General features: G+C 69.2%; 17 protein-coding genes. 5 read left to right on the forward strand and 12 right to left on the reverse strand.

Going from position 1 to position 19,729, the window contains the following annotated elements; translation table 11 throughout:
- The first annotated feature begins 28 nt into the window (after nt 1–28).
- Nucleotides 29–1,645: a methyl-accepting chemotaxis protein gene (locus tag G4D83_RS39455; RefSeq protein ID WP_163870091.1), complete on the forward strand. Its 1,617-nt coding sequence runs from the start codon at nt 29–31 to the stop codon at nt 1,643–1,645.
- 95 nt (nt 1,646–1,740) lie between these two features.
- Here G4D83_RS39455 and clpA read toward each other — a convergent pair whose 3' ends face one another.
- The 5 genes from clpA to G4D83_RS39480 all read right to left on the reverse strand — a co-directional run bounded on the left by clpA (nt 1,741) and on the right by G4D83_RS39480 (nt 6,714).
- Nucleotides 1,741–4,056, reverse strand: a complete 2,316-nt coding sequence (gene clpA, locus G4D83_RS39460) for an ATP-dependent Clp protease ATP-binding subunit ClpA (RefSeq protein ID WP_163870092.1) — start codon at nt 4,054–4,056, stop codon at nt 1,741–1,743.
- A 3-nt stretch (nt 4,057–4,059) separates the two neighbouring features.
- The gene (locus G4D83_RS39465; protein ID WP_163870093.1) at nt 4,060–4,383 is read right to left on the reverse strand and encodes an ATP-dependent Clp protease adaptor ClpS; all 324 of its coding nucleotides are present in this window, start codon (nt 4,381–4,383) and stop codon (nt 4,060–4,062) included.
- 43 nt (nt 4,384–4,426) lie between these two features.
- Nucleotides 4,427–5,587 carry a GNAT family N-acetyltransferase gene (locus tag G4D83_RS39470; RefSeq protein WP_163870094.1) on the reverse strand — a complete coding sequence of 387 codons (1,161 nt, stop codon included), beginning with the start codon at nt 5,585–5,587 and terminating at the stop codon, nt 4,427–4,429.
- Between the two features lie 74 nt (nt 5,588–5,661).
- Nucleotides 5,662–6,102 (reverse strand): hypothetical protein, encoded by a 441-nt coding sequence (locus G4D83_RS39475; RefSeq protein WP_163870095.1) that lies wholly within the window; start codon nt 6,100–6,102, stop codon nt 5,662–5,664.
- A gap of 39 nt (nt 6,103–6,141) precedes the next feature.
- Entirely contained in the window at nt 6,142–6,714 is a 573-nt protein-coding gene (locus tag G4D83_RS39480; protein ID WP_163870096.1) for a DUF2378 family protein, read from the reverse strand.
- A gap of 198 nt (nt 6,715–6,912) precedes the next feature.
- Between G4D83_RS39480 and G4D83_RS39485 the strand changes: the two genes are divergently transcribed.
- Both G4D83_RS39485 and G4D83_RS39490 read left to right on the forward strand, forming a co-directional pair.
- Complete coding sequence (locus tag G4D83_RS39485; protein ID WP_163870097.1) at nt 6,913–7,479, forward strand: NifU family protein; 567 nt, start codon at nt 6,913–6,915, stop codon at nt 7,477–7,479.
- A gap of 113 nt (nt 7,480–7,592) precedes the next feature.
- Entirely contained in the window at nt 7,593–8,408 is an 816-nt protein-coding gene (locus G4D83_RS39490; protein WP_275902418.1) for a class I SAM-dependent methyltransferase, read from the forward strand.
- 62 nt (nt 8,409–8,470) lie between these two features.
- Here the strand turns inward: G4D83_RS39490 and G4D83_RS39495 are convergent, their stop codons facing one another.
- The 4 genes from G4D83_RS39495 to G4D83_RS39510 form a co-directional block, all read right to left on the reverse strand.
- Nucleotides 8,471–10,165, reverse strand: a complete 1,695-nt coding sequence (locus G4D83_RS39495) for an RluA family pseudouridine synthase (protein WP_163870098.1) — start codon at nt 10,163–10,165, stop codon at nt 8,471–8,473.
- Nucleotides 10,166–10,231: 66 nt separating this feature from the next.
- Nucleotides 10,232–11,509 carry an APC family permease gene (locus G4D83_RS39500; RefSeq protein WP_205522832.1) on the reverse strand — a complete coding sequence of 426 codons (1,278 nt, stop codon included), beginning with the start codon at nt 11,507–11,509 and terminating at the stop codon, nt 10,232–10,234.
- Nucleotides 11,510–11,654: 145 nt separating this feature from the next.
- Entirely contained in the window at nt 11,655–12,779 is a 1,125-nt protein-coding gene (locus tag G4D83_RS39505; RefSeq protein ID WP_163870100.1) for a THUMP domain-containing class I SAM-dependent RNA methyltransferase, read from the reverse strand.
- 54 nt (nt 12,780–12,833) lie between these two features.
- Nucleotides 12,834–13,586, reverse strand: coding sequence for a lysophospholipid acyltransferase family protein (locus G4D83_RS39510; protein ID WP_163870101.1), 753 nt, complete (start codon nt 13,584–13,586; stop codon nt 12,834–12,836).
- 302 nt (nt 13,587–13,888) lie between these two features.
- Between G4D83_RS39510 and G4D83_RS39515 the strand changes: the two genes are divergently transcribed.
- Complete coding sequence (locus G4D83_RS39515) at nt 13,889–14,779, forward strand: ferredoxin reductase domain-containing protein (protein WP_163870102.1); 891 nt, start codon at nt 13,889–13,891, stop codon at nt 14,777–14,779.
- On the opposite strand, the gene G4D83_RS39520 is transcribed toward G4D83_RS39515, so the two are convergent.
- From G4D83_RS39520 to G4D83_RS39530, 3 genes are all read right to left on the reverse strand, one after another.
- Nucleotides 14,757–16,397, reverse strand: coding sequence for a sensor histidine kinase (locus tag G4D83_RS39520; RefSeq protein ID WP_163870103.1), 1,641 nt, complete (start codon nt 16,395–16,397; stop codon nt 14,757–14,759). The two genes, G4D83_RS39515 and G4D83_RS39520, sit on opposite strands and share 23 nt — an antisense overlap.
- 234 nt (nt 16,398–16,631) lie before the next feature.
- Complete coding sequence (locus tag G4D83_RS39525; RefSeq protein ID WP_163870104.1) at nt 16,632–17,795, reverse strand: TIGR02266 family protein; 1,164 nt, start codon at nt 17,793–17,795, stop codon at nt 16,632–16,634.
- Between the two features lie 16 nt (nt 17,796–17,811).
- Nucleotides 17,812–18,186 carry a response regulator gene (locus G4D83_RS39530; RefSeq protein ID WP_141645963.1) on the reverse strand — a complete coding sequence of 125 codons (375 nt, stop codon included), beginning with the start codon at nt 18,184–18,186 and terminating at the stop codon, nt 17,812–17,814.
- An 82-nt stretch (nt 18,187–18,268) separates the two neighbouring features.
- Between G4D83_RS39530 and G4D83_RS39535 the strand changes: the two genes are divergently transcribed.
- Nucleotides 18,269–19,660 carry a M20/M25/M40 family metallo-hydrolase gene (locus G4D83_RS39535; RefSeq protein ID WP_163870105.1) on the forward strand — a complete coding sequence of 464 codons (1,392 nt, stop codon included), beginning with the start codon at nt 18,269–18,271 and terminating at the stop codon, nt 19,658–19,660.
- Nucleotides 19,661–19,729 lie beyond the last annotated feature (69 nt).

A 19,729-nucleotide genomic window follows, 5' to 3' on the forward strand; every position in this document is an offset into this window, starting at 1 on the left:
GTCCCGAAGTTTTCCGGGTGGTGATGCCGTGAGCACCGAACAGACCTCGTTCACCACGCAGCTTGGCCAGCAGTTCCGTCAGTCGCTCGGGTTGGCGCCGAAGCTCGTCCTCGTCACCACGCTCGTCAGCGCCACGGTGGCCGCCATCCTCACCGGCATCGCCACGCGGCGGCTGGAGGCCGACCTCATCGACAGCCACATGGGCGAGGGCCAGCTGCTGGCCCGCACCCTCGCGGTGGCGGCCGAGCAGGGCGTGACGTCGGGTATCGCCGCGCTCCAGCCCCTGGTGAACGTCTCGCACACCAGCGAGGACGTCACGTACGTCTTCCTGACGGACGTCACCGGCAACGTCACGGCCCACAGCCTCCCCGGTGCCTTCCCGCAGTCGCTGAAGGAGTCGACGGCGGCGCAAGGCATGGTGAGCGCGGAGACGGGCTGGGGCGCCGTGTTGGAAGTGGAGTCCGAGGGGAGGACGCTCCACGCGATGAACGTGCTGGCGCCGGTGGCCGATGGCCGGCTGGGCGCGGTGCACGTGGGCATCTCCGTGGACCACATCGACCAGTTGGTGTCCGCGCTGCGCTGGCGGATGGTGGGCTTCGCGCTCCTGCTGGTGGCGCTGGGCGTGGCGGTGGCGGCGGCCTTCGGGCGCAGCATCGTCCGGCCCATGCGCGAGCTGACGGAAGTCGCGGGCCACATCGTCGAGTCCGGGGACCTCACCCGTCCCATCCAGGTGAAGAGCGGCGACGAGGTGGGCCGGCTGGCCAACTCCTTCGCCCAGATGGTGGGCCGGCTGCGCGAGGTGACGCTCAACCTCCAGCAGGCGGCGCAGGCGCTCACTCAGTCCACCGAGCACCTCAACACCTCCTCCACGGACCAGGCGCAGACCATCTCCCGTCAGGCCGCCGCGCTCCAGGAGACGCAAGTCACCGCGCAGGAAATCAAGCAGACCTCCATGCTGGCCGCTCAGAAGGCGGAGAGCGTGCTGTCCGTGGCGGAGCGCGCGGACGCGCTGGCCCGCTCGGGTGAGGCCGCGATTGAGCAGACGATGGCGGGCCTCAACGACATCCGCGTCCAGGTGGGCGAGATTGCCCAGAAGATTCTGGAGCTGGGCGAGCGCACGCAGCAGATTGGCGGCATCACCCAGACGGTGAAGGACCTGGCGGACCAGTCCAACATGCTCGCGCTCAACGCGGCGATTGAGTCCGTGCGCTCGGGCGAGCACGGCAAGGGCTTCGGTGTGGTGGCGCGCGAAATCCGCGCGCTGGCGGACCAGTCCATCCAAGCCACGACGCGGGTGCGGGAGCTGCTCGACGACATCGCCAACTCGGTGACGGCCGCGGTGCGAATCACCGAGCGCGGCGCGGAGCGCATGGAGGCGGGCCTGGCTCAGGTGCGCACCAGCGGGCAGAACCTGCGCGAGCTGTCCTCCATCGTCCAGGACAACGCCGCCGCCGTCCGTCAGATTGCCGCCGCCGTGAGCCAGCAGAACGTGGGCATCAACCAAATCACCCTGGCGGTGAATGACCTCTCCAAGATGATGGACGAGACGGTGGCCCGCATCGGCTCCACGGGCGAGGCGGCCACCACGCTGCAAATCATCTCCGAGCAGCTCTCCAGCGCGGTGAAAATCTACCGCGTCGAGTAGCTCCTTCCAGCGAAGCACCCTGGAAGCGAAGAGGCCCCGACTCCCTCACCTGGGAATCGGGGCCTCTTCATTTCAGGACGTCCGCGGAGCGCCGACTACGCCAGCGCGGGCTCGGGCTGCACTGCAATCGCCTGGAGCTTGAGCCCCTCGCCAGCCGGGTCCACGTCGTAGCGGGCGGTGCCGCCGTTCTTCAAATCGCCGAAGAGCAGCGCCTCCGCGAGGAGCTTCTTCAGCGCGTTGTCCACGAGGCGGGCCATGGGCCGGGCACCGAAGGCCGGGTCATAACCATGCTCGGCCAGCCATGCGCGGGCGGCCGGCGTCAGCTCCAGCTTCACCTTCTTCTCGTCCAGCATCTTCTGGAGGAGGCGGACCTCCTTGTCGACCACCTTGAGGATGATGTCGGGCGGCAGGCCGGAGAAGAGAATCCACCCGTCCAGCCGGTTGCGGAACTCCGGCGTGAAGGTGCGCTCAATCGCCTTCTTCGCGCGCATCGCGTCGGCCGGCTTCGTCATGTCACCGAAGCCGATGGACTTGGTGCTCATCTCCTGGGCACCCGCGTTGGTGGTGAGGATGAGGACGATGTTGCGGAAGTCGGCCTTGCGGCCGTTGTTGTCCGTCAGCGTCGCGTGGTCCATCACCTGGAGCAGGATGTTGAAGAGGTCCGGGTGGGCCTTCTCGATTTCATCCAGCACCACCACGGCGTACGGATGCTTGCGCACCGCGTCCGTGAGCAGGCCGCCCTGGTCGAACCCGACGTAGCCCGGCGGCGCGCCGATGAGCCGGCTCACCGTGTGCTTCTCCGAGTACTCGCTCATGTCGTAGCGCAGGAACTCCACGCCCAACGTCTGCGCGAGCTGCTTGGCCAGCTCCGTCTTGCCCACGCCCGTGGGGCCCGAGAAGAGGAACGAGCCGATGGGCTTCTCCGGCGCACGCAACCCCGAGCGAGCCAGTTTGATGGCGCCGACCAGGTCCTTGATGGCGCTGTCCTGCCCGAAGATGACCGCCTGCAGCTCCTTCTCCAGATTCTGGAGCTGGACGCCTTCGCTGGCGGACACGCTCTTGGCGGGAATCTTCGCCATCTTCGCGACGACGGCCTCCACGTCCGCGCCGGTGACGGTGTTGGTGCGCACGCCGTCCGGCTTGAGCTTCTCCGCCGCGCCCGTCTCGTCGATGACGTCGATGGCCTTGTCCGGCAGGAAGCGGTCATTGATGTGCTTGGCCGCCAGCTCCGCCGCCGCGCGAATCGCCTCGGGCGTGTACTTCACCCCGTGGTGCTCCTCGTAGCGGCTCTTCAGCCCCTCCAGGATGAGGACGGTGTCCTCGACGGAGGGCTCGGCGACCTCAATCTTCTGGAAGCGCCGCGACAGCGCGCGGTCCTTCTCGAAGGACGACTTGAACTCCTGGTACGTCGTCGAGCCGATGCAGCGCAGCTTCCCGCTCGCGAGCGCCGGCTTGAGGATGTTGGACGCATCCATGGAGCCGCCACTGGTGGCGCCCGCGCCGACAATCGTGTGGATTTCGTCGATGAAGAGGATGGCGTCCTTCTTCTCCTGGAGCGCCTTGAGCACGCCCTTGAGCCGCTCCTCGAACTGGCCGCGGAACTTGGTGCCCGCGAGCAGCGAGCCCATGTCGAGCGAGTAGACGACGGCGTTCTTCAGCGGCTCCGGGACGCGGCCCTCGTGGATGTAGAGCGCCAGCCCTTCGGCGATGGCCGTCTTGCCCACGCCCGCCTCGCCCACGTAGAGCGGGTTGTTCTTCCGGCGGCGGCTGAGCACCTGGATGGTGCGCTCCAGCTCCTTGTCGCGGCCGATGAGCGGGTCGATGCGACCCTCCTTGGCCTCGATGTTGAGCTGGGTGGTGTAGACCTCCAGCGGGTTCTTGCGCGGGGACTCCCCTTCGTCGTCGTCACCCGCGGGCGCGTTTCCTCCCTGGGCGCCCTCGGACGCGTCGTCCTCGCCGGCCTCCTCGTCCTTGGAGATGCCGTGGGAGATGTAGTTGAGCAAGTCGAGCCGGGTGACTCCCTCCTGCTGGAGCAGGTAGAGGGCCTGGCTCTCCTCCTCACGGAAGAGGGCCACCAGCACGTCGCCCCCGTCGATGAGCTTCTGCTCGGCGGACAGGGCGTGCATGGCGGCGCGGTGGAGCACGCGCTCCACTCCAATCGTCTGCTGCGGCTCGGCCTCCACCCCGTCCGGCAGGCGCTCGACTGTCTCCTCCAGGAAGGAGACGAGCCGCTCCTGGAGGCGCTTCACGTTGGCCCCACACGCCTTCAAGACTTCGCGCGTGCGCGAGTCCTTGGTGAGCGCGAGGAGCAGGTGTTCCAGCGTCAGGTACTCGTGGCTCATCTTCCGCGCCTCTTCCAGGGCGGTGCGGAAGCTGGCCTGCAACTCTTTGGCAATCAGCGGTCCTGCCACGGTTCAACCTTCCTCGGGTTCCATGGAGAGCCGAAGCGGGAACCCATTGTCCCGAGCCGCGGCCTCCACCGTCTTGAGCTTCGTCTCGGCGACCTCGAACGTATAGACGCCGGCCACTCCGACTCCGTTGTAATGAATGTGCAGCATGATCTGCACGGCATCCGACTCCGACTTGTGGAAGACCTCCTTCAGGACGGCCACCACGAACTCACGCGTCGTGTAATTGTCGTTGTGCAGAAGCACCTTGTAGAGCGTCGGTTTCTTGAGCTTCTGCTTGGGTACGGTCTCCGTGACGACGGAGCTGTCGTGCTCGTCCTTCTGCGCCATAAGTCTGTCGGACTCCCTTTGATGACCTCGGAAGCGGGCCGTTTCAGGCCTCTCCCTTGAAACCCGTCTCCGCCCGCCACTGGGGCAGCCCTCCCCGGACGGCTGCCCGCTCGTGCTCCAGGAAGCCACGCACCGCCCGCTCCAACCCCGGGTGGAGGAGCAGGTGGGCACTGTACGTGAGGCGGGGCTCGAAGCCTCGGGTGAGCTTGTGCTCTCCGCCAGCGCCGGGCTCGAACCGCGTCAGGCCCTGTTCAATGGCCTCCGCCACGGGGTGGTAGAGGCAGACGTTGAAGTGAAGGAATGGATGCTCCTCGAAGCATCCCCAATAACGGCCGTAGAGGACCTGTGGCGCCCTGAAATTGAACGCGCCGGCCACCAGGGCCCCTTCCCTCCGGGCCTCCACCAGCTCGCAGCGGTGCCGGAAGTGGGCGACCATCCGCGCGAAGAAGTCGCGGGTGAGGAAGCGCGCGCCCCACGGGTACTTGTCCACCGTGGAGACGTAGAGGCGGTGCAGCGTGTCCACGTCCACCGACTGAAGGGCCTCGCCCCGCACGGTGCGCAGCGTCAGGCCCTGCTCGGCGGGGGCTCGCAGCTCGCGCCGCACCTGGTTGCGCCGCTTGGAGTGGAAGCGGGCGAGGAAGTCCTCCATCGTCCGGTAGCCGGCGTTCTGCCACTGGTACTGGACGCCCAGCCGCAGGGCGAAGCCCTGGGCCTCCAGCGTGGGCAGCTCCTCCTCGGTGGGGAAGAGGACGTGGATGCCGGAGAGGTGCTCGGCGCGGGCGAACTCCAGGGCACCCGCATACAGCTCCGCCTCGCGGGCGGCGCGGTCCTCGCCGGGGGCCACCAGCACGCGCCGGCCGGTGGCGGGGGTGAAGGGGACGGTGAAGACGAGCTTCGGGTAGTAGCGCAGGCCCGCGCGCTCGGCGGCGGTGGCCCAGGGCGCGTCGAAGACGAACTCGCCCTGGCTGTCGTCCTTGAGGTACGCGGGCGCGGCGGCGACGAGGCGCGAGCCGCGCCACAGCGTCAGGTGCCGGGGGTGCCAGCCGCGCTCCGGCACCGCGCTGCCGCTGTCCTCGAGCGCGGCCAGGAAGGCCCACTCCAGGAAGGGCACTGCCGCCTCGTCCACGAGCCCGTCCCAGAGGGACGCGGGCACCTCGTGGATGGAGGTCAGGATGCGCAGGGTGGTGGGCAGCGGGGTGGACATCGGCGTCGGCGCGAGGTGGTTTCGGGGCCAGCCTATAACGACGGCGGCCCCCCCTCGCCACGCCCGGCCGGCCCCTACTTCCCGCGTGTCAATTCGGCGGCAAGGAAGCGGCCCGCTTCGGCCAGGCCAGCGTCGCCTCGACGACGTCCCTCCTCGGTCTCCATGACCCGGCGGGCCGCGTCGCTGGCGGTGCCGGCCTCCAGGTCCGCCAGGACGAGGAACGCGCTCCAGGCGGGAGATGCGGGCGCCACGCGGCCCGGGCGGGTGGGACGGTCCCCCAGGGTGGTGGCGACCTTCTCCAGGAGCCCGTCGTCGTTGAGCCGCTTCGTGGAGCCCTTCATGGCGGCCCACGCGGACTCCAGCAGCGCGGGCAGCATCCTTCCGGCGAGGGCGGCGGAGAGCCGCTGCCCGGCCTCCTCCTCGTCGATCTGGTGCGCCTGGGCGTAGGTGGGGGCCAGCTTGGCGACCACCACGGCGCGAGTGGCGAGGTGGGCGAGTCGGGGAGGGTAGGACATGGGCGCTCCAGTGGGCGCCGTCGACGACCCGGGCGCGAGTTACCAGCGGACCAACAGACGGTAACCGTCCGCGCTGCGCTCCTCTACCGTGATTCGGGGCTGGGCGTTGGCCAGTTCCAACATCCGCTCCAGTCCACCGGCCATCAAATCCGGTCGGTTGTAGCGGTCGGTGATGTGCAGTCGCCGGCCCCGCTCGCCCACCGGGGACATGGTGATTTCGATGTCGGCGCGGCCCATCATCGCCAGGTAGCGGGGGATGCGCTCCGCGGCGCGCGCGGGGCCAATCATGGGCAGGGCCACCGCCGCCACGCGTCCCACCAGCGTCTCCGCGAAGCCGTTGACGAGCGTGCGACCGACCTGCCGGTAGCCCTCCTCATCACTCAGCTCGCCGAAGGCCTCCTGGCGCGCCAGGGCAGCCGTGCGCTGCCAGACCTGGATGGGGTAGTCCATCTCCGGCTTCTTGATGTCGTAGCCCAGCAGGGCCAGCTCCTCCGCGAACCGGCCCGAGACCTTCAGCCCCCGCACGAACAGGCCCTCCAGCACGCTTCCGGGAATGCGGGGCGGCGGAGGCTGGGGCTGCTCGGTGGGACGGCGCAGGGGACTGATGGCCATGTGAGGCTCACAGGGGGCGCGGAGGTCCGTCCAACATAGTGGAGTTCCGATTCTGCCGCGAATTCGGGCTGTTCTTTTATTCCCCGATGAGACAGGGGGAGCGGACGTGGCGGGGAGGGGAGCGGAGGTTTGATTCCCCGAGGGTCGGGTTGCTATGGGGCCGCGAGCGCCTTAGAGGAGAGGACCGAGGAGAACTGCATGTCGGTGAACATCCAGCTGGAATGGACCCCCAACCCGAGCACGCTGAAGTACGTGGTGGATCGGAAGCTGTTGGCGGGCGGCGCGGTGAGTATCACGAATCCCCAGGATGCCCTGGCGAAGTCCCCCCTCGCGCGCAAGCTCATGGACGTGCGCGGTGTGACGGCGGTGATGATTGGCACCAACTTCGTGACGGTGACGAAGGGGGATGAGGGTGAGTGGGACGAGCTGAATGACCAGGTGATGGAGACCCTGGATACGCACCTGACGGCGAACGAGCCGGTGGTGGACGAAGAGGCGATCGCGGCGGCGCGTCAGGCGACGGCGAGCGACGGTGGTGGCTCGGTGGAGGCCCGCATCCGGGACATCCTGGACGCGGAGATTCGTCCGGCGGTCGCGATGGACGGCGGCGACATCACCTTGGACCGCTTCGAGGACGGCATCGTCTACCTGCACATGAAGGGTTCGTGCGCGGGCTGTCCGTCGTCGACGGCGACACTGAAGATGGGCATCGAGGGGCGCCTGCGGGAGATCATTCCCGAGGTCCTCGAGGTGGTGTCCATCTGAGGCGCAACGTCAAGGCTTCGCAGGTCCGGCGGGAGCTCCTGCCGGACCAGTCGCAGGCGCTCTTGCGCGAGCTGCACCTGCTCACGCGCGAGGGCCACCTCAACGCGGATGCGCTGCGCAAGCTCAAGCAGGTCAACCACCTGATGGGGCTGTTGCGCCCGGCGGTGGAGGACGTGAAGGCGCGCCACCCCGAGTCCTCGGTGTTCGTGGATGCGGGCAGTGGCAACGCGTACCTGGGGTTCGTGCTCTACGAGCTGTTCCTGAAGGATGTCGCCGCGGGCACGTTGCTGTCGGTGGAAGGGCGTCCGGAGCTGACGGAGCGCGCGAAGGGGCGTGCCGAGCGGCTGGGCTTCTCGCGGATGCAGTTCCAGACGGCGCACATCGACCAGGCCGCGTATCCGGAGCGCATCCATCTGCTGATGGCGCTGCATGCGTGTGACACGGCCACGGACGACGCGCTCATCGCGGCCGTCCGTCATGGCGCGGACCACGTCGCGGTGGTGCCGTGCTGTCAGGCGGAGGTGGCCGCGCAGTTGAAGGAGAATCGCCAGGCGGCGCACGGGAGCATGGGCCTGTTGTACGCGCATGCGTGGCACCGGCGCGAGTTCGGCTCGCACCTGACGAACGTCATCCGCGCGCTGACGCTGGAGTCGTTCGGATATCAGGTGACGGTGACGGAGCTGACGGGCTGGGAGCACTCGTTGAAGAACGAGTTGATCCTCGCGCGGCGGGTGCACCGGGACAATCGGCGGGCGCGGATTCAGCTCGAGCGGTTGTTGGCGGAGACGGGCGTGAATCCGAAGCTGACGCGGGAGCTGGGCGTGAAGCCCGCTGCGTCCGTGGGCGGCGCGGTCCCTGTCGAGCCACTGCCCGAGGCGCCGCAGATGGTGTCTTCCGAAGAGGAAACAGCGCCGACTGTCGAGGGCTGAGCGTGTGACGAGGAGGCTCGTGAAGGGCCTCCTCGTTGCGCACGAGCCACGCGACTGGAGAGTCAGAAGGGTGCTGGGCAGTCGAAGGTGATGCTCTCTCCTGTCCTTGGATGCTGGAAGGTGAGCGACTCCGCGTGGAGCATGAGGCGTTCGCCGTCGCGGCCGTAGAGCCGGTCTCCGACGATGGGCGCTCCGAGCCCGAGTGGATGCGAGGCATGGACCCGGAGTTGATGTGTCCTCCCCGTGAGCGGGAAGAAGGCCACGCGGGTCCGTCCTTCACGCCGTTCGAGGACGCGCCACTCCGTCACGGCGGACTTGCCGTGGACCGGGTCGTGAATCTGTCGAGGCCTGTCGTTCAGGTCGACGCGCATCGGGAAGTCGATGCGGCCCTGGTCCTCCCGCACGTGTCCGTCCACCCACGCCACGTAACGCTTCCGCACTTCACGGTGCACGAACTGACTCTGCAGCGACGCATGCGTGCGTGAGTCGAGCGCCGCGACGAGCAGCCCCGACGTGTCCAGGTCCAGCCGGTGCACCAGGAGCGGGCCCGTGGCCTGGGGATGTCGGGCCTTCAGTCGCGTGAGCACGGAGTCCGTGAGCGACTCCTCGCGTCCCGGCACGGACAGCAGCCCATGGGGCTTGTTGATGACGACGAGCCACGGGTCTTCGAACAGCACCGTCAGCGCCCCAGGGGCCGAGGGGGGCGGTGAGAAGATTCGAGGAGGCGCGACCTGGAGTCCCTCCAACATGAAGGGGAGCAGCGGGCCGCACTTGTCGCGACACGCGGCGTAGTACGCGCCGGAGACACGTCCTCCCGCCGGAGGCGCCGAGCCCCACCAGAACTCCGCGAGCGCGAGGGGGCGCAGCCCATGGGCATACGCATACGCGAGCAACTTGGGCGCGGCGCAGTCCGCGGCGCCGGAGGGAGGTTGGCCGCGCTCGTACAGAGTTCGCAGAAGGCGACGCTCACCACGCGCACTGGTGATGGCGTAGGTGTCGTGGATGCGCCGCATGAGCGCACGGCTCACCATGTGGCGCAGGCGCTCCACGGCACGCAGTCGTCGCTCCAGCCGTGCGAGCTTTGGCTCGATTCGCTGTCGCTCTTCCGCATGGGTGGCCTCCAGCCTTCTGCGCTCGGCCTTGTCTCCTCGGCTCTCCTGGTCGAGCGCGTGGAGCGCGGCGCGTTGCTCCGTGCTGACGCCTTCCCCAGAATGCGCTGGCTGATTCCGGGTGAGTTCATCCCGGCGCGCATGACGTTGCTTGCGCTTGGCCTCGTGTCGCTCACGCAGTGCCGAAAGCTCCGCCGTGTGCCGGGCCGACTGGGCCGCCTGCGCGGTACGTAGTTCGAGGAATTCGGGCGCTGTACTCAGTGCCTCATACCGAGCCAGCAGCGCCTTCACCGTCACCTCGCCCGTGGGCTCCAGGTGCGCGCGCGCCTCGCGGTCGAACAGGGGTGGAACGAAGCCCTCCACATCCCAGCGTCCGGCGAGCATCCCCGAGAAGGCCCGCAGGAACCCGATGCGTCCATCCGGCAGGCGCACCACGAGCACGCCGAACATCTTCCCGCCCTCGGGATTCTCCAGCAGGGACGTGGGTACGTCCGGAGCGAGGTGCCCCGAGCGCAGCTCCGCTTGAAGCACCTCCGCCGCCTGTCGAGCCAGCGTCGAAGGCTCCAACTCGTCGAAGGGACTGGGAAAGCTGCCTCCCTCCTCGGGAGGACTCGTCCGGGGCTCGAAGAGGGTGACACGCGCGTCCACGCGCTCACCGCTAGCATGAAACCCGGGCCCCCGGCGAACGGGCCCGGGAGCCAGGCACGCCCTGGGTTACTCGAGCGCGGCCTTGCCGTCCGGCTTGCGCTGGAAGCGATACAGCACGAAGCCGACGGCGAGCGCGATGGCCCCGGCGATGAGGTTCTTTCGCTCGGCGCTCAGTGCGAACACGACACACAGCGAGGCGGCGGCGATGGGAATCACCGGTCCCCCGGGGATGCGGAACGCATTGGCAGGCTGCTGGAGCTTGCGCCTCAGCACGGGCACCGCCACCGCCGTTCCGAAGTACGTCGCCAGTCGAGCCACAACGGAGAGCGTGGCGAGCACTTCGAACGAGCCGGAGAAGGCGAGCGGCAGGGCGATGGCGGTCTGCAGCACGATGGCGAACATCGGCGTGCGGTAGCGCGGGTGCAGCGTGGCGAGCGCCGCCGGGCCAAAGCCGTCCTGCGCCAGCGCGTAGAGGTAACGCGGCCCCGCGAGCACCGTGTTGCTGTTGGTGCCGAGGATGGACAGGACCCCGCCCACCGTCATCAGGAGTCCGCCCCAACCGCCGAGGAAGCGCGCGGCGGCATCCGCGAGTGGTGTCTTCGCGTCCACGACACCCGGCAGCGTGCCCAGGGCGACCCACTGCACCGCCGTGTAGATGAGCGTGACGACGCCAATCTGGACGATGAGCGCGAAGGGCACGTCCCGGCGCGGGTTCTTGAACTCACCCGCCGGGGCGGCGGTGTTCTCGAAGCCCGCGTAGGCGAACAGCAGCAGCAACACGGCGGCGCCCAGGTTGCCTTCATTCTTCGCGACCACCGAGGTGGCCAGCGGAGTGGACACGAAGAAGATGCCCACGCCGATGAAGATGAGCAGCGGCACCGTCTTGGTGATGGCCAGGAACACAGCGGTGCGCGCACCACCCTTCACACCAACGACGTTGATGGCGGTGAGTGCGAGCAACGGAAGCGCGATGGCCAAGGCCTGGCCAAGGCCCTCGTTGGCGCCGGGCCACAGGTAGCCGAGCGCGCGAGAGAATCCCACGGACAGCGAGGCCACCGACGAGACGCGGGCCAGCCACGTCATCCAACCCACCTGGAAGCCGACCAACTCACCGAAGGCCTCGCGCGTGTAGAGGTACGCGCTGCCGGGCTTGTCGAAGTAGCTGGCGGCCTCCGCGAAACACAGCACGAGCAGCAGCACGGCCAGTCCCGCGAGCACCACGGCACCCGTGCTCGCGGAGCCGAGGTTGGCCGCGGCCGCGGCGGGCAGGAGATACACCCCGCTGCCGATGACGTCGTTGATGGAGAAGCCCACCAGTTCCCAGCGGGAGACCGCGCGCTTCATTCCAAGGTCTTGAGGCGTCGAATCGCTACCAGTCGTCATGGTGGGGTGGGGGAGGCCGGGGTGGACCTGACAGGGACGACCACTGGAGCATACGCGGAGCGAAACCGCGAATCCGGGCCCACCCGCGCCCCTCACCGAGCACGGCTCAAGAGGTCAGCAGCAGCCGGCAGCGCAGCCCGCCGTTACGCACGGGCAGACTGCGCGCGCCCGGCAACTCCAGTGCCTTCACCAGCGCGGAGTCATCCGGAACTATCAATGCAGCGCGCCAGCCCGCGAAGCCCTTGCGAACCGTGTTGCCGAGCGCGCGATAGAGGCCGGGCAGGTCCTCGCCTTCGCCCAGCCGCTTGCCGTAAGGCGGATTCGCGACCAACAGCCCAGGCCCACCCGAGGGCGCCGTCAACGTGCGCAAGTCCTTGCGCTCCAGCGCGAGCGTCATGCCCGCGCGCCGTGCATTCCGTCGAGCCGTGCCCAGCGAACCCGCGTTGATGTCAAAGCCATACACGGCCGCTCGCGGTGCCGGCAGCGACTCCGCCTCCGCGCGCGCCTTGCGAGCGGCCCACGCGCTCGTGTCGAAGCCCGGGAAGGACTCGAACGCGAAGCCATGCAGCAGGCCCGGCGCGCGGCGCATGGACATCCACGCGCCCTCCACCAGGAAGGTCCCCGAGCCGCACATCGGGTCCACCAGCGGCTCTGTGCCGTCATACCCGGCCAGCATCAAGAGGCCCGCCGCGAGCGTCTCCCGAAGGGGCGCGCGGCTCACCTCCTGGCGATAACCCCGGCGATGCAGCGGCTCCCCGCTGGTGTCCGCGCTCACGGTGAAGTCATTGCCCTCCACGCGGACCAGCAACGTGAGCCCCGGCCCGCCTTCGTCATCGAGCGGCCCCGCGCGGCTCACGTCGGCCAGTCCCCAGGCCTTCGCCGCCGCGGAGAACACGATGCCCTGGCTCGGGACTCCCGCGCGGTGCAGCGTCACCGAGAGCCGGGGCGGCGCGCTCCGGTCCCACGTACGTGACAGGTCCAACCCGCGCAGGCCGCGTATCAACGCCCCCTCGTCACTCGCGTGGAAGGTGCCCAGCCGCAGCAACACCCGGCTCGCCGTGCGCAAGCGCAGGTTGGCCTCCTGGTGCAGCCCCGGGGGCCCTTCGAGCTCCACACCGCCTTCGACGAGGAAGGGCTTCCAGCCCAGCGCGGAGCACTCCGCTTCCAGCGCGGTCTCCAGTCCGGGGAGAGTGGAGACATAGACATGTTCAGGGGCGCGGGCGGTCGTCACGGGGGACCCCTATTGTCAGTGCTCCCGTGGCGACCGCAACGCCTCATTGCGGAATCACGGCGGCGCCGCGGCGGGAGCCGCGGACTCCAGCGGCCGGGGCACCCGGGGCGCGTCATCCGCGTAGACGCCCCGGTACTCGGGAGGCAGGAGCCTGGCCACCCGGCGCATCATCGCGTCCACCAGCGCCTGCCTGGGGTCCTCCGCGCCGACGACTTCGGGCTCCAGGTCCTCCATGCGGAACGCGGGGCCCACCCGCACACGGACGTGGGCGTGATACAGCCGCTCGCCGCCCATGTCCGAGTCGTTGATGGGCATCAGCTTCTCCGTCCCCATCAGCGCTATCGGCACCACCGGCGCGCCCGCGCGCTTGGCGATGAGCGACACGCCCTTCTTCGCCTGTTGCAACGCGCCATTCCGGCTGCGCGCCCCTTCCGGGAAGATGAGCACCGAGTTGCCGCCCTTGAGCGTCTCCACCGCCCGGCGCACCGCCTCGATGTCCGGCGAGTTGGGCTTGATGGCGATGGTGTCCATCACCTCCGAGGCCAGCCGCGTCATCACCGTGCTCTGGAGCTTCACGCCCGCCAGGAAATGCAGCTTCCGGGGACGGAACGCGCGGAACAGCGTGAAGCCGTCCGCGTTGGACAGGTGGTTGCAGATGTAGAGGCAGGGCACGTCGGGGATGTTGCTCCGTCCCTCCACGACTTCGTCCGCCAGCGCATCCCACACGCCGTCCATCAGGGTTCGCACCACGTGGCGCCGGACACTCTCCGGTAGCCGGGCCATCAGGGAAAAGAGAATGCGGAGCACGCTTCGGTCGCCTCCACCTCGGGGACGCCCGAGAGCATGGACTGGCCGGAGCCCTGGCGTCCGACCAACACCGCCAGGGCTTCAGCGCCACCACTGGCCACCAGAAGATGTAGTCCCGTGACGACTTCAGGTCAGTGCTGACGCAGAGCACCACACCTGCCCGCAAGCCGTCCCGTCGTGCAGCCAACGCTCCGGACCGACTCCGGGGCGGGGCCTCGCCCGGCGCGTCACGAACCGATGACCCCCCGGGCCCACGAGAACCCATCGGCGAGCACCCCGGGTTTGCGCTAAGGGAGGAAGCCATGAGCGCCGTCGAAGCCACCCCCTCGCGCAGCAGGAAGCCCGTGGAGTACGAGGTCACCGTCGCCCACGTGCGGATGGACACGCACGATACGGCGACGCTCTTCCTCGACTTCGGGGAGACCCGGCCGGATTACAAGGCCGGCCAGTTCATCAACATCGACCCGCACCAGTTCCACGCGCTCGGGCGCCTGTCCGCCTACCTGCAGGAACAAAAGGGGCGAAAGGAGCCCCAGCGCTCGTATTCGCTGGCCTCCGCCCCCCACGAGCCCCACGTGGCCATCACCGTGAAGGACGAGGAGTTCATCCCCGGCCTCACCCGCTACCCGCCGCTGTTGTCCCCGTTCCTCGTCCACGGTCGGCTCACCGGCGCGCGCCTCAAGGTGCTGGGCTTCATGGGCCCCTACGTGCTGCCCGACGACGTGGACCAGCGCACGGACCATGTCGTCCACCTGGTGGCCGGCTCCGGCGCGGTGCCCAACTTCGGCATCCTCAAGGACGCGCTCCACCGGAATCTCAAGGTGCGCCACACCCTGCTCATGTCCAACAAGACGTGGAGCGACGTGCTCTACCGGGACGAACTGGAGGCGCTGGAGCGCCAGCACCCGGACCGCGTCCGCCTGGTGCACACGCTCACCCGCGAGCTGGACGAGTCGCGCTTCGGCGCCAACGTGCGCAAGGGCCGCGTCCATCAGTCCCTGCTGGAAGAGCTCATCCCGGACCGGGCCACGTGCCTCGTCTACGCGTGCGGCCCCGCGATTACGCCGTGGGACCGCCGCAAGGCGCTGGAGACGCGCACCCCGGCCACGCCGCGCTTCATGGAGACCGTGCTTGGCCACCTGCACGCGCTCGACATCGACGACAAGCGCATCAGGCGGGAAACCTACGGGTAGGCTCCAGCGGGAGCACCACCTCGAAGCGCGCGCCCCGCTTCTCCCGGCCCCGCGCGCGCACCTGTCCGCCGTGCGCGAGCACCACGCGCTTGACGATGGCGAGCCCCAGGCCCCGCCCGTTGGCGCGGGTGAGGAAGAAGGGCTCGAAGACGCGGCGCGGGTCCACGTCGGGGATGCCCGGGCCCTCGTCCTCCACCACCAGCCGCACGCCGCCCTCCACGGGCTCCACGTTCAGCCGCACGCGCCCACCCGGCGGTGAGGCCTGCACCGCGTTGCGCACCAGGTGCGTCGCCGCGAGCTGGAGCAGCGTCTCGTCGCCCATGATTTCGGGCGTGTCCGGCGCCTCGTCCACGGTGAAGCGCAGCGTGGGCGCGTCCGGCGGACCATGGAGCTGGCCGAGCGCGCGGCGCACCAGCTCTCCCAGGTGCACGGGACGCGGGCGAGGCTCCAATGGGCGCACCACGTCCAGCAAGTCGCGGACGATGTCCTCCAGCCGGATGGCCTCTTCCTCCAGCATGCCCACCGCGGCCTGGCCCGTGGGGCCCAGGTGCGCCTCGCGACGCAGCACCGCCACCGCGTTGAGGATGGCGCCGAGCGGATTGCGCACCTCGTGCGCCACCACGCCCGCGGCCTCGCCGAGCACCGTCAGCCGCTCCTGCGCCACCAGCTCCTCCTGGAGCCGTGTCACCTCGCCCAGGCGCTCCGCCGCCATGTGGTGGTGACGCACGTTCTCGAGCGCGGCCCCGAGCAACTGCGCGAACAGCTCCAGCGTGCCCGCGGAGGCGGGCGTGAGGTCCAGCCCCTGCGCGGTGAGGATGCCGAAGGGCTGGCCCTCCACGAAGATGGGGGCGTCCAGGGCGCGGATGCCGGGCGGATAGGCGCGCTCGATGTCCTCGAAGACCTCGCTCGTGTGGACGCGGTGGGCCGCGCCGAGCGCGTCCTGATGGAAGGCCGCCTTGCGCCGCGCTAGCACCTCCGCCAGGTGCGGCAGCGTGCTCAGGGGGAGCCGGACCTCCGAGAGAGGCATGCCGTAGGTGCGCTCGGCCAGCGCGACGATGGCGGGCTGCTGCCGCATGGGCCCGTGCCGGAACGTGTTCCCCTCGACGAGGAGGATGGCGGAATAGAAGCCCTGGCGGTGGACGGCCTCGATGGCTGTCTCCAGGACTTCGTGCTCATCTCTCGCGCGCAGCATGTCCTTGGCGGCGGCGGCCAGCGCCTCGGTGAGCCGGCGCGTGGTGTCCACTCCCGCCGCGTCGTGCATCAGCACCACCGTCTCGTCCGGCACGGCGCCCGGCGAATACGTCACCGTCACCGTGTGCTCCCGTCCGTCCTCGCCCCGGATGCGCATCCACAGCGGACGCTCCGGACGGTTTCCGTCGCGGGTGACCGCCTCGTGCAGCGCCTCCACCCAGCCTGACTCGACGGGCACGACGCGGGCGATGAGCGCCGAGACGGGCGTGGCCCTCAGCTCGTCGAGGGAGATTCCCATCAGGGCCACCATGGCCGCGTTGGCGGTCACCACCTGATCCCCCCGGACGACCGACGCGGGGGTGGGCAGCCCTTCGAGCAACCAGTAGGCAGGCGGAGCGGCGGAGGCGTCGGCGGGCACGGAGGTCATCCTGGCTGACGGCGCGAGGGCGCCGGGAGGGGGATGCAATCGATATCGCGGTGTCCCGTAGGAAAGGGCGAGGGGACACAGCGAAGGATGGACACCATGAACTTCATGAATGTGATGGGCCGCGATGACCTGGAGCTCAAGGCGGTGATGGCGGTGATGGCGGCGTTCGTGATGACCGGGGCCGTCTTCTTCGGCCAGTTGATGTAGCAAGCCGCCCCGGGCGGACGCTCCCGCTCAGGGCTTCTTCGGGGGCTTGCGGCTCACGAACTGCTGGATGAAATCCCGCTCCTCCTTGCGGAGGCTGCTGAGCCGCAACCCATAACCTCGCGGATTCTTGCCGTCCTCCAGCGAGTTCTCCCAGATGACGGAGCTTCGCAGCGTCATCACGCGCGAGGGGTCATCGAACCGCAGCGTCAGCTCCACCAGGGTGCCCAGCCGCAGCGGCTTGTCCGTCGCGATGAAGAGGCCGCCGGAGGAGAGGTTGATGATGCGGTGGTCCGTGAAGATGCCGGTGTTCTGCATCGACACCTTCACGTCCGCGTGGATGCGATCATCCGCGCGGCGCTCCAGTCCCACGAACTCCGCGCTGGAATAGGTGGGCGCGGCGGCGGCCTTGCGCACCGGAGGCGCGGGCGGCGGAGGCGCGGGCGGCGGCAACGTGTGCGTGCGCTGCACCGGCGGCGGGCGCGGCGCGGCGGGCGCGGATGTCGCGTGCATCACCGGTGGCGGTGGTCGGGCCGGCATCGCGGGCTGCGGTGGAGGCGCGACGGCCACGGGTTGAGGCGCGAGCGCGACGGCGGCCACGGGCTGCTGCACGGGCGCGATGGCGGGAACCCGCGCGGCCACGGGCGGCACCATCGCGGCCGGCGGAGGCGGGGGAGGCAGCGGCCCGTCCATGTCCAACCGGGGAGGCAGCGGCCGGGCCTGCTGGTAGGCGCCCTGCGCGGAGAGCACCTCCACCTCGCGCATGCAGCGCGACAGGAAGTCGAAAATCTCGGCCGACACCGTGCGCAGCTCCGGGTGCGTCTCCGGCGACAGGTGCTCGGGCGAGAAGCGCTTGGCCATGCGGAAGAAGGCCAGCCGCACCTCATCCAGGCTCGCGGTCGGCTTGGCGCCGAAGACCTCGTGAGGCGGCAGGTTCTGCAGCCCCCGGAGCTGGGTGCGCAGGCGCTCGGCCTGCTGTTGCTCCACGGCGGGCGCGGGCCGCGCGGTGCCGAAGAGGTCGCGCAGCTCCGGCAGCTCCTGGACGGCCACCCACTGGGTGCCGTCCCGAGAAGCGCGCACGGCGGCCTTGAGCCGCCCGGAGGAGATGAGCTCTCGAAGGGCCTGGAGTGCGAGCGGGCCCAGTACGCGGCCCAGGTTGTCCGCTACCCAGTAACCGACAGCAGGAGACGACACGCAGACACCTCTGAAGTCAGTGAGCGAGCGCCTGGCGCACGGCCGAGGCGATTTCCAGCGGATGGAAGGGCTTTCCCACGAACCCCACCGCGCCCGCGGCCATGGCCTGCTCCACGACGGGCTCGGCATCCATGCTGCTGATGACGAGCACGCGCGTGTTGGGAGACACCTGCTTGATGGCGCCGAGAACTTCCAGCCCGCTCTTCTTCGGCATGAAGAGGTCCAGGAACATCACCGCGGGCTGCTCGCGCGCTGCCACCGCGAGACCTTCCTCTCCGTCCGCGGCCTCGAGCAACCGCAGCTCGATGCCCGTGTCGGCGATGACGTCCTTGAGGATGCGGCGCACGAAGCTGTCGTCGTCGACGAGCAGCAGTGTCGGGGTGTCGGACATGGCCTCGCATGATACTTGGACCGCGCGACATCCGCGCGAGGACCTGGAGCGCCTGCCTGCCTTTTTAGGTTAAGGGGTGAGCATGCCCATCGCCCAGGCTCTCTCTCACTTCGAGTCCCAGAAGAACGCCTACCTCGAGGACCTCATGGCCCTCGTGCGCATACCCAGCGTCTCGTTTCCCGGCTTCGACGCCGCCCGGGTGCGTCAGAGCGCGGAGGCGACTTCTCGACTCTTGAAAGACCGTGGGTTTGAAAACATCCAGCTACTCGAAATCGACGACGCGCATCCCTACGTCTACGGCGAGGTCCTGAGGTCGCCGGGCGCACCGACGTTGCTGTTGTACGCGCATCACGACGTGCAGCCCGCGGGCGACGAGTCGCTGTGGAAGAGCCCGCCGTTCGAGCCTCGGATGCGCGACGGCCGGCTGTACGGACGCGGCACGGCGGACGACAAGGCGGGCATCGTCGTGCACACGTCGGCGGTGGACGCGTGGCTGAAGGGGACGGGTCGGCTGCCGCTCAACGTGAAGGTCATCATCGAGGGCGAGGAGGAGATTGGCAGCGGGCATCTGTCCGCCTTCTTGCAGAAGCACTCGGCGCTGTTGAAGGCGGACGCCATCGTCCTGACGGACACGGCGAACTTCGACACGGGGCTGCCGTCCATCACCACCGCGCTGCGGGGGCTCGTCACGGTGGACGTGGAGGTGCGCGCGCTGAAGCAGGCGGTGCACTCGGGCATGTGGGGCGGGCCAGTGCCGGACCCGGTGATGGGGCTGTGCCGGATGCTGGCCACGCTGACGAACGCGGACGGCTCCATCGCGATTGAGGGGCTTCAGGAGCGGGTGAAGCCGCTCACGCCGGGCGAGCGCGAGAGCATCCAGTCGCTGCCGGGGAACGAGGCGTACTTCCGCGAGCAGGTGGGGCTGTTGCCGGGCGTGCAGGTGCTGGGTGGGCGTCACCCGTGGGAGATGAACTGGCGACAGCCGAGCATCGCCATCAACGCCATCCAGGCGAGCACGCGCAAGGACGCGCGCAACATCATCTGCGACGCGGCGTGGGCGCGCGTGGGCATCCGCATCGTCCCGGACCTGGAGGCCCAGGACGTGGAGCGGCGGCTGAAGGAGCACCTGAGCAAGGTGTGTCCGTGGGGGCTGGAGGTGAGCTTCCACACGGAGGGGGCGTCGGGTTGGTGGTACACGGACCCGTCGCATCCGGCGTTCCAAGCGGCGTTCCGGGCGTTGGAGAAGGGCTATGGGACGAAGGCGGTGGCCATCGGCTGCGGCGCGTCGATTCCCTTCGTGGAGCCGTTCGCGAAGGAGCTGGGCGGTGTGCCCGCGCTGCTCATCGGCGTGGAGGACCCGTACACCTATGCCCACTCGGAGAACGAGAGCCTGCACGTGGGAGACTGGGAGAAGTCCATCCGCAGCGCCATCCATCTGTACGAGGAGCTGGCGAGCGCGCTCACGGCGCGCTGAGTCGCGAGTCAGTGGATTCGCTCCGGTGGCTTTTTTGGGACGCTGGGGCCGTGCTTACCTCTGAGGGCG

The organism is Myxococcus eversor, assembly GCF_010894455.1.
GTDB lineage: Bacteria > Myxococcota > Myxococcia > Myxococcales > Myxococcaceae > Myxococcus > Myxococcus eversor.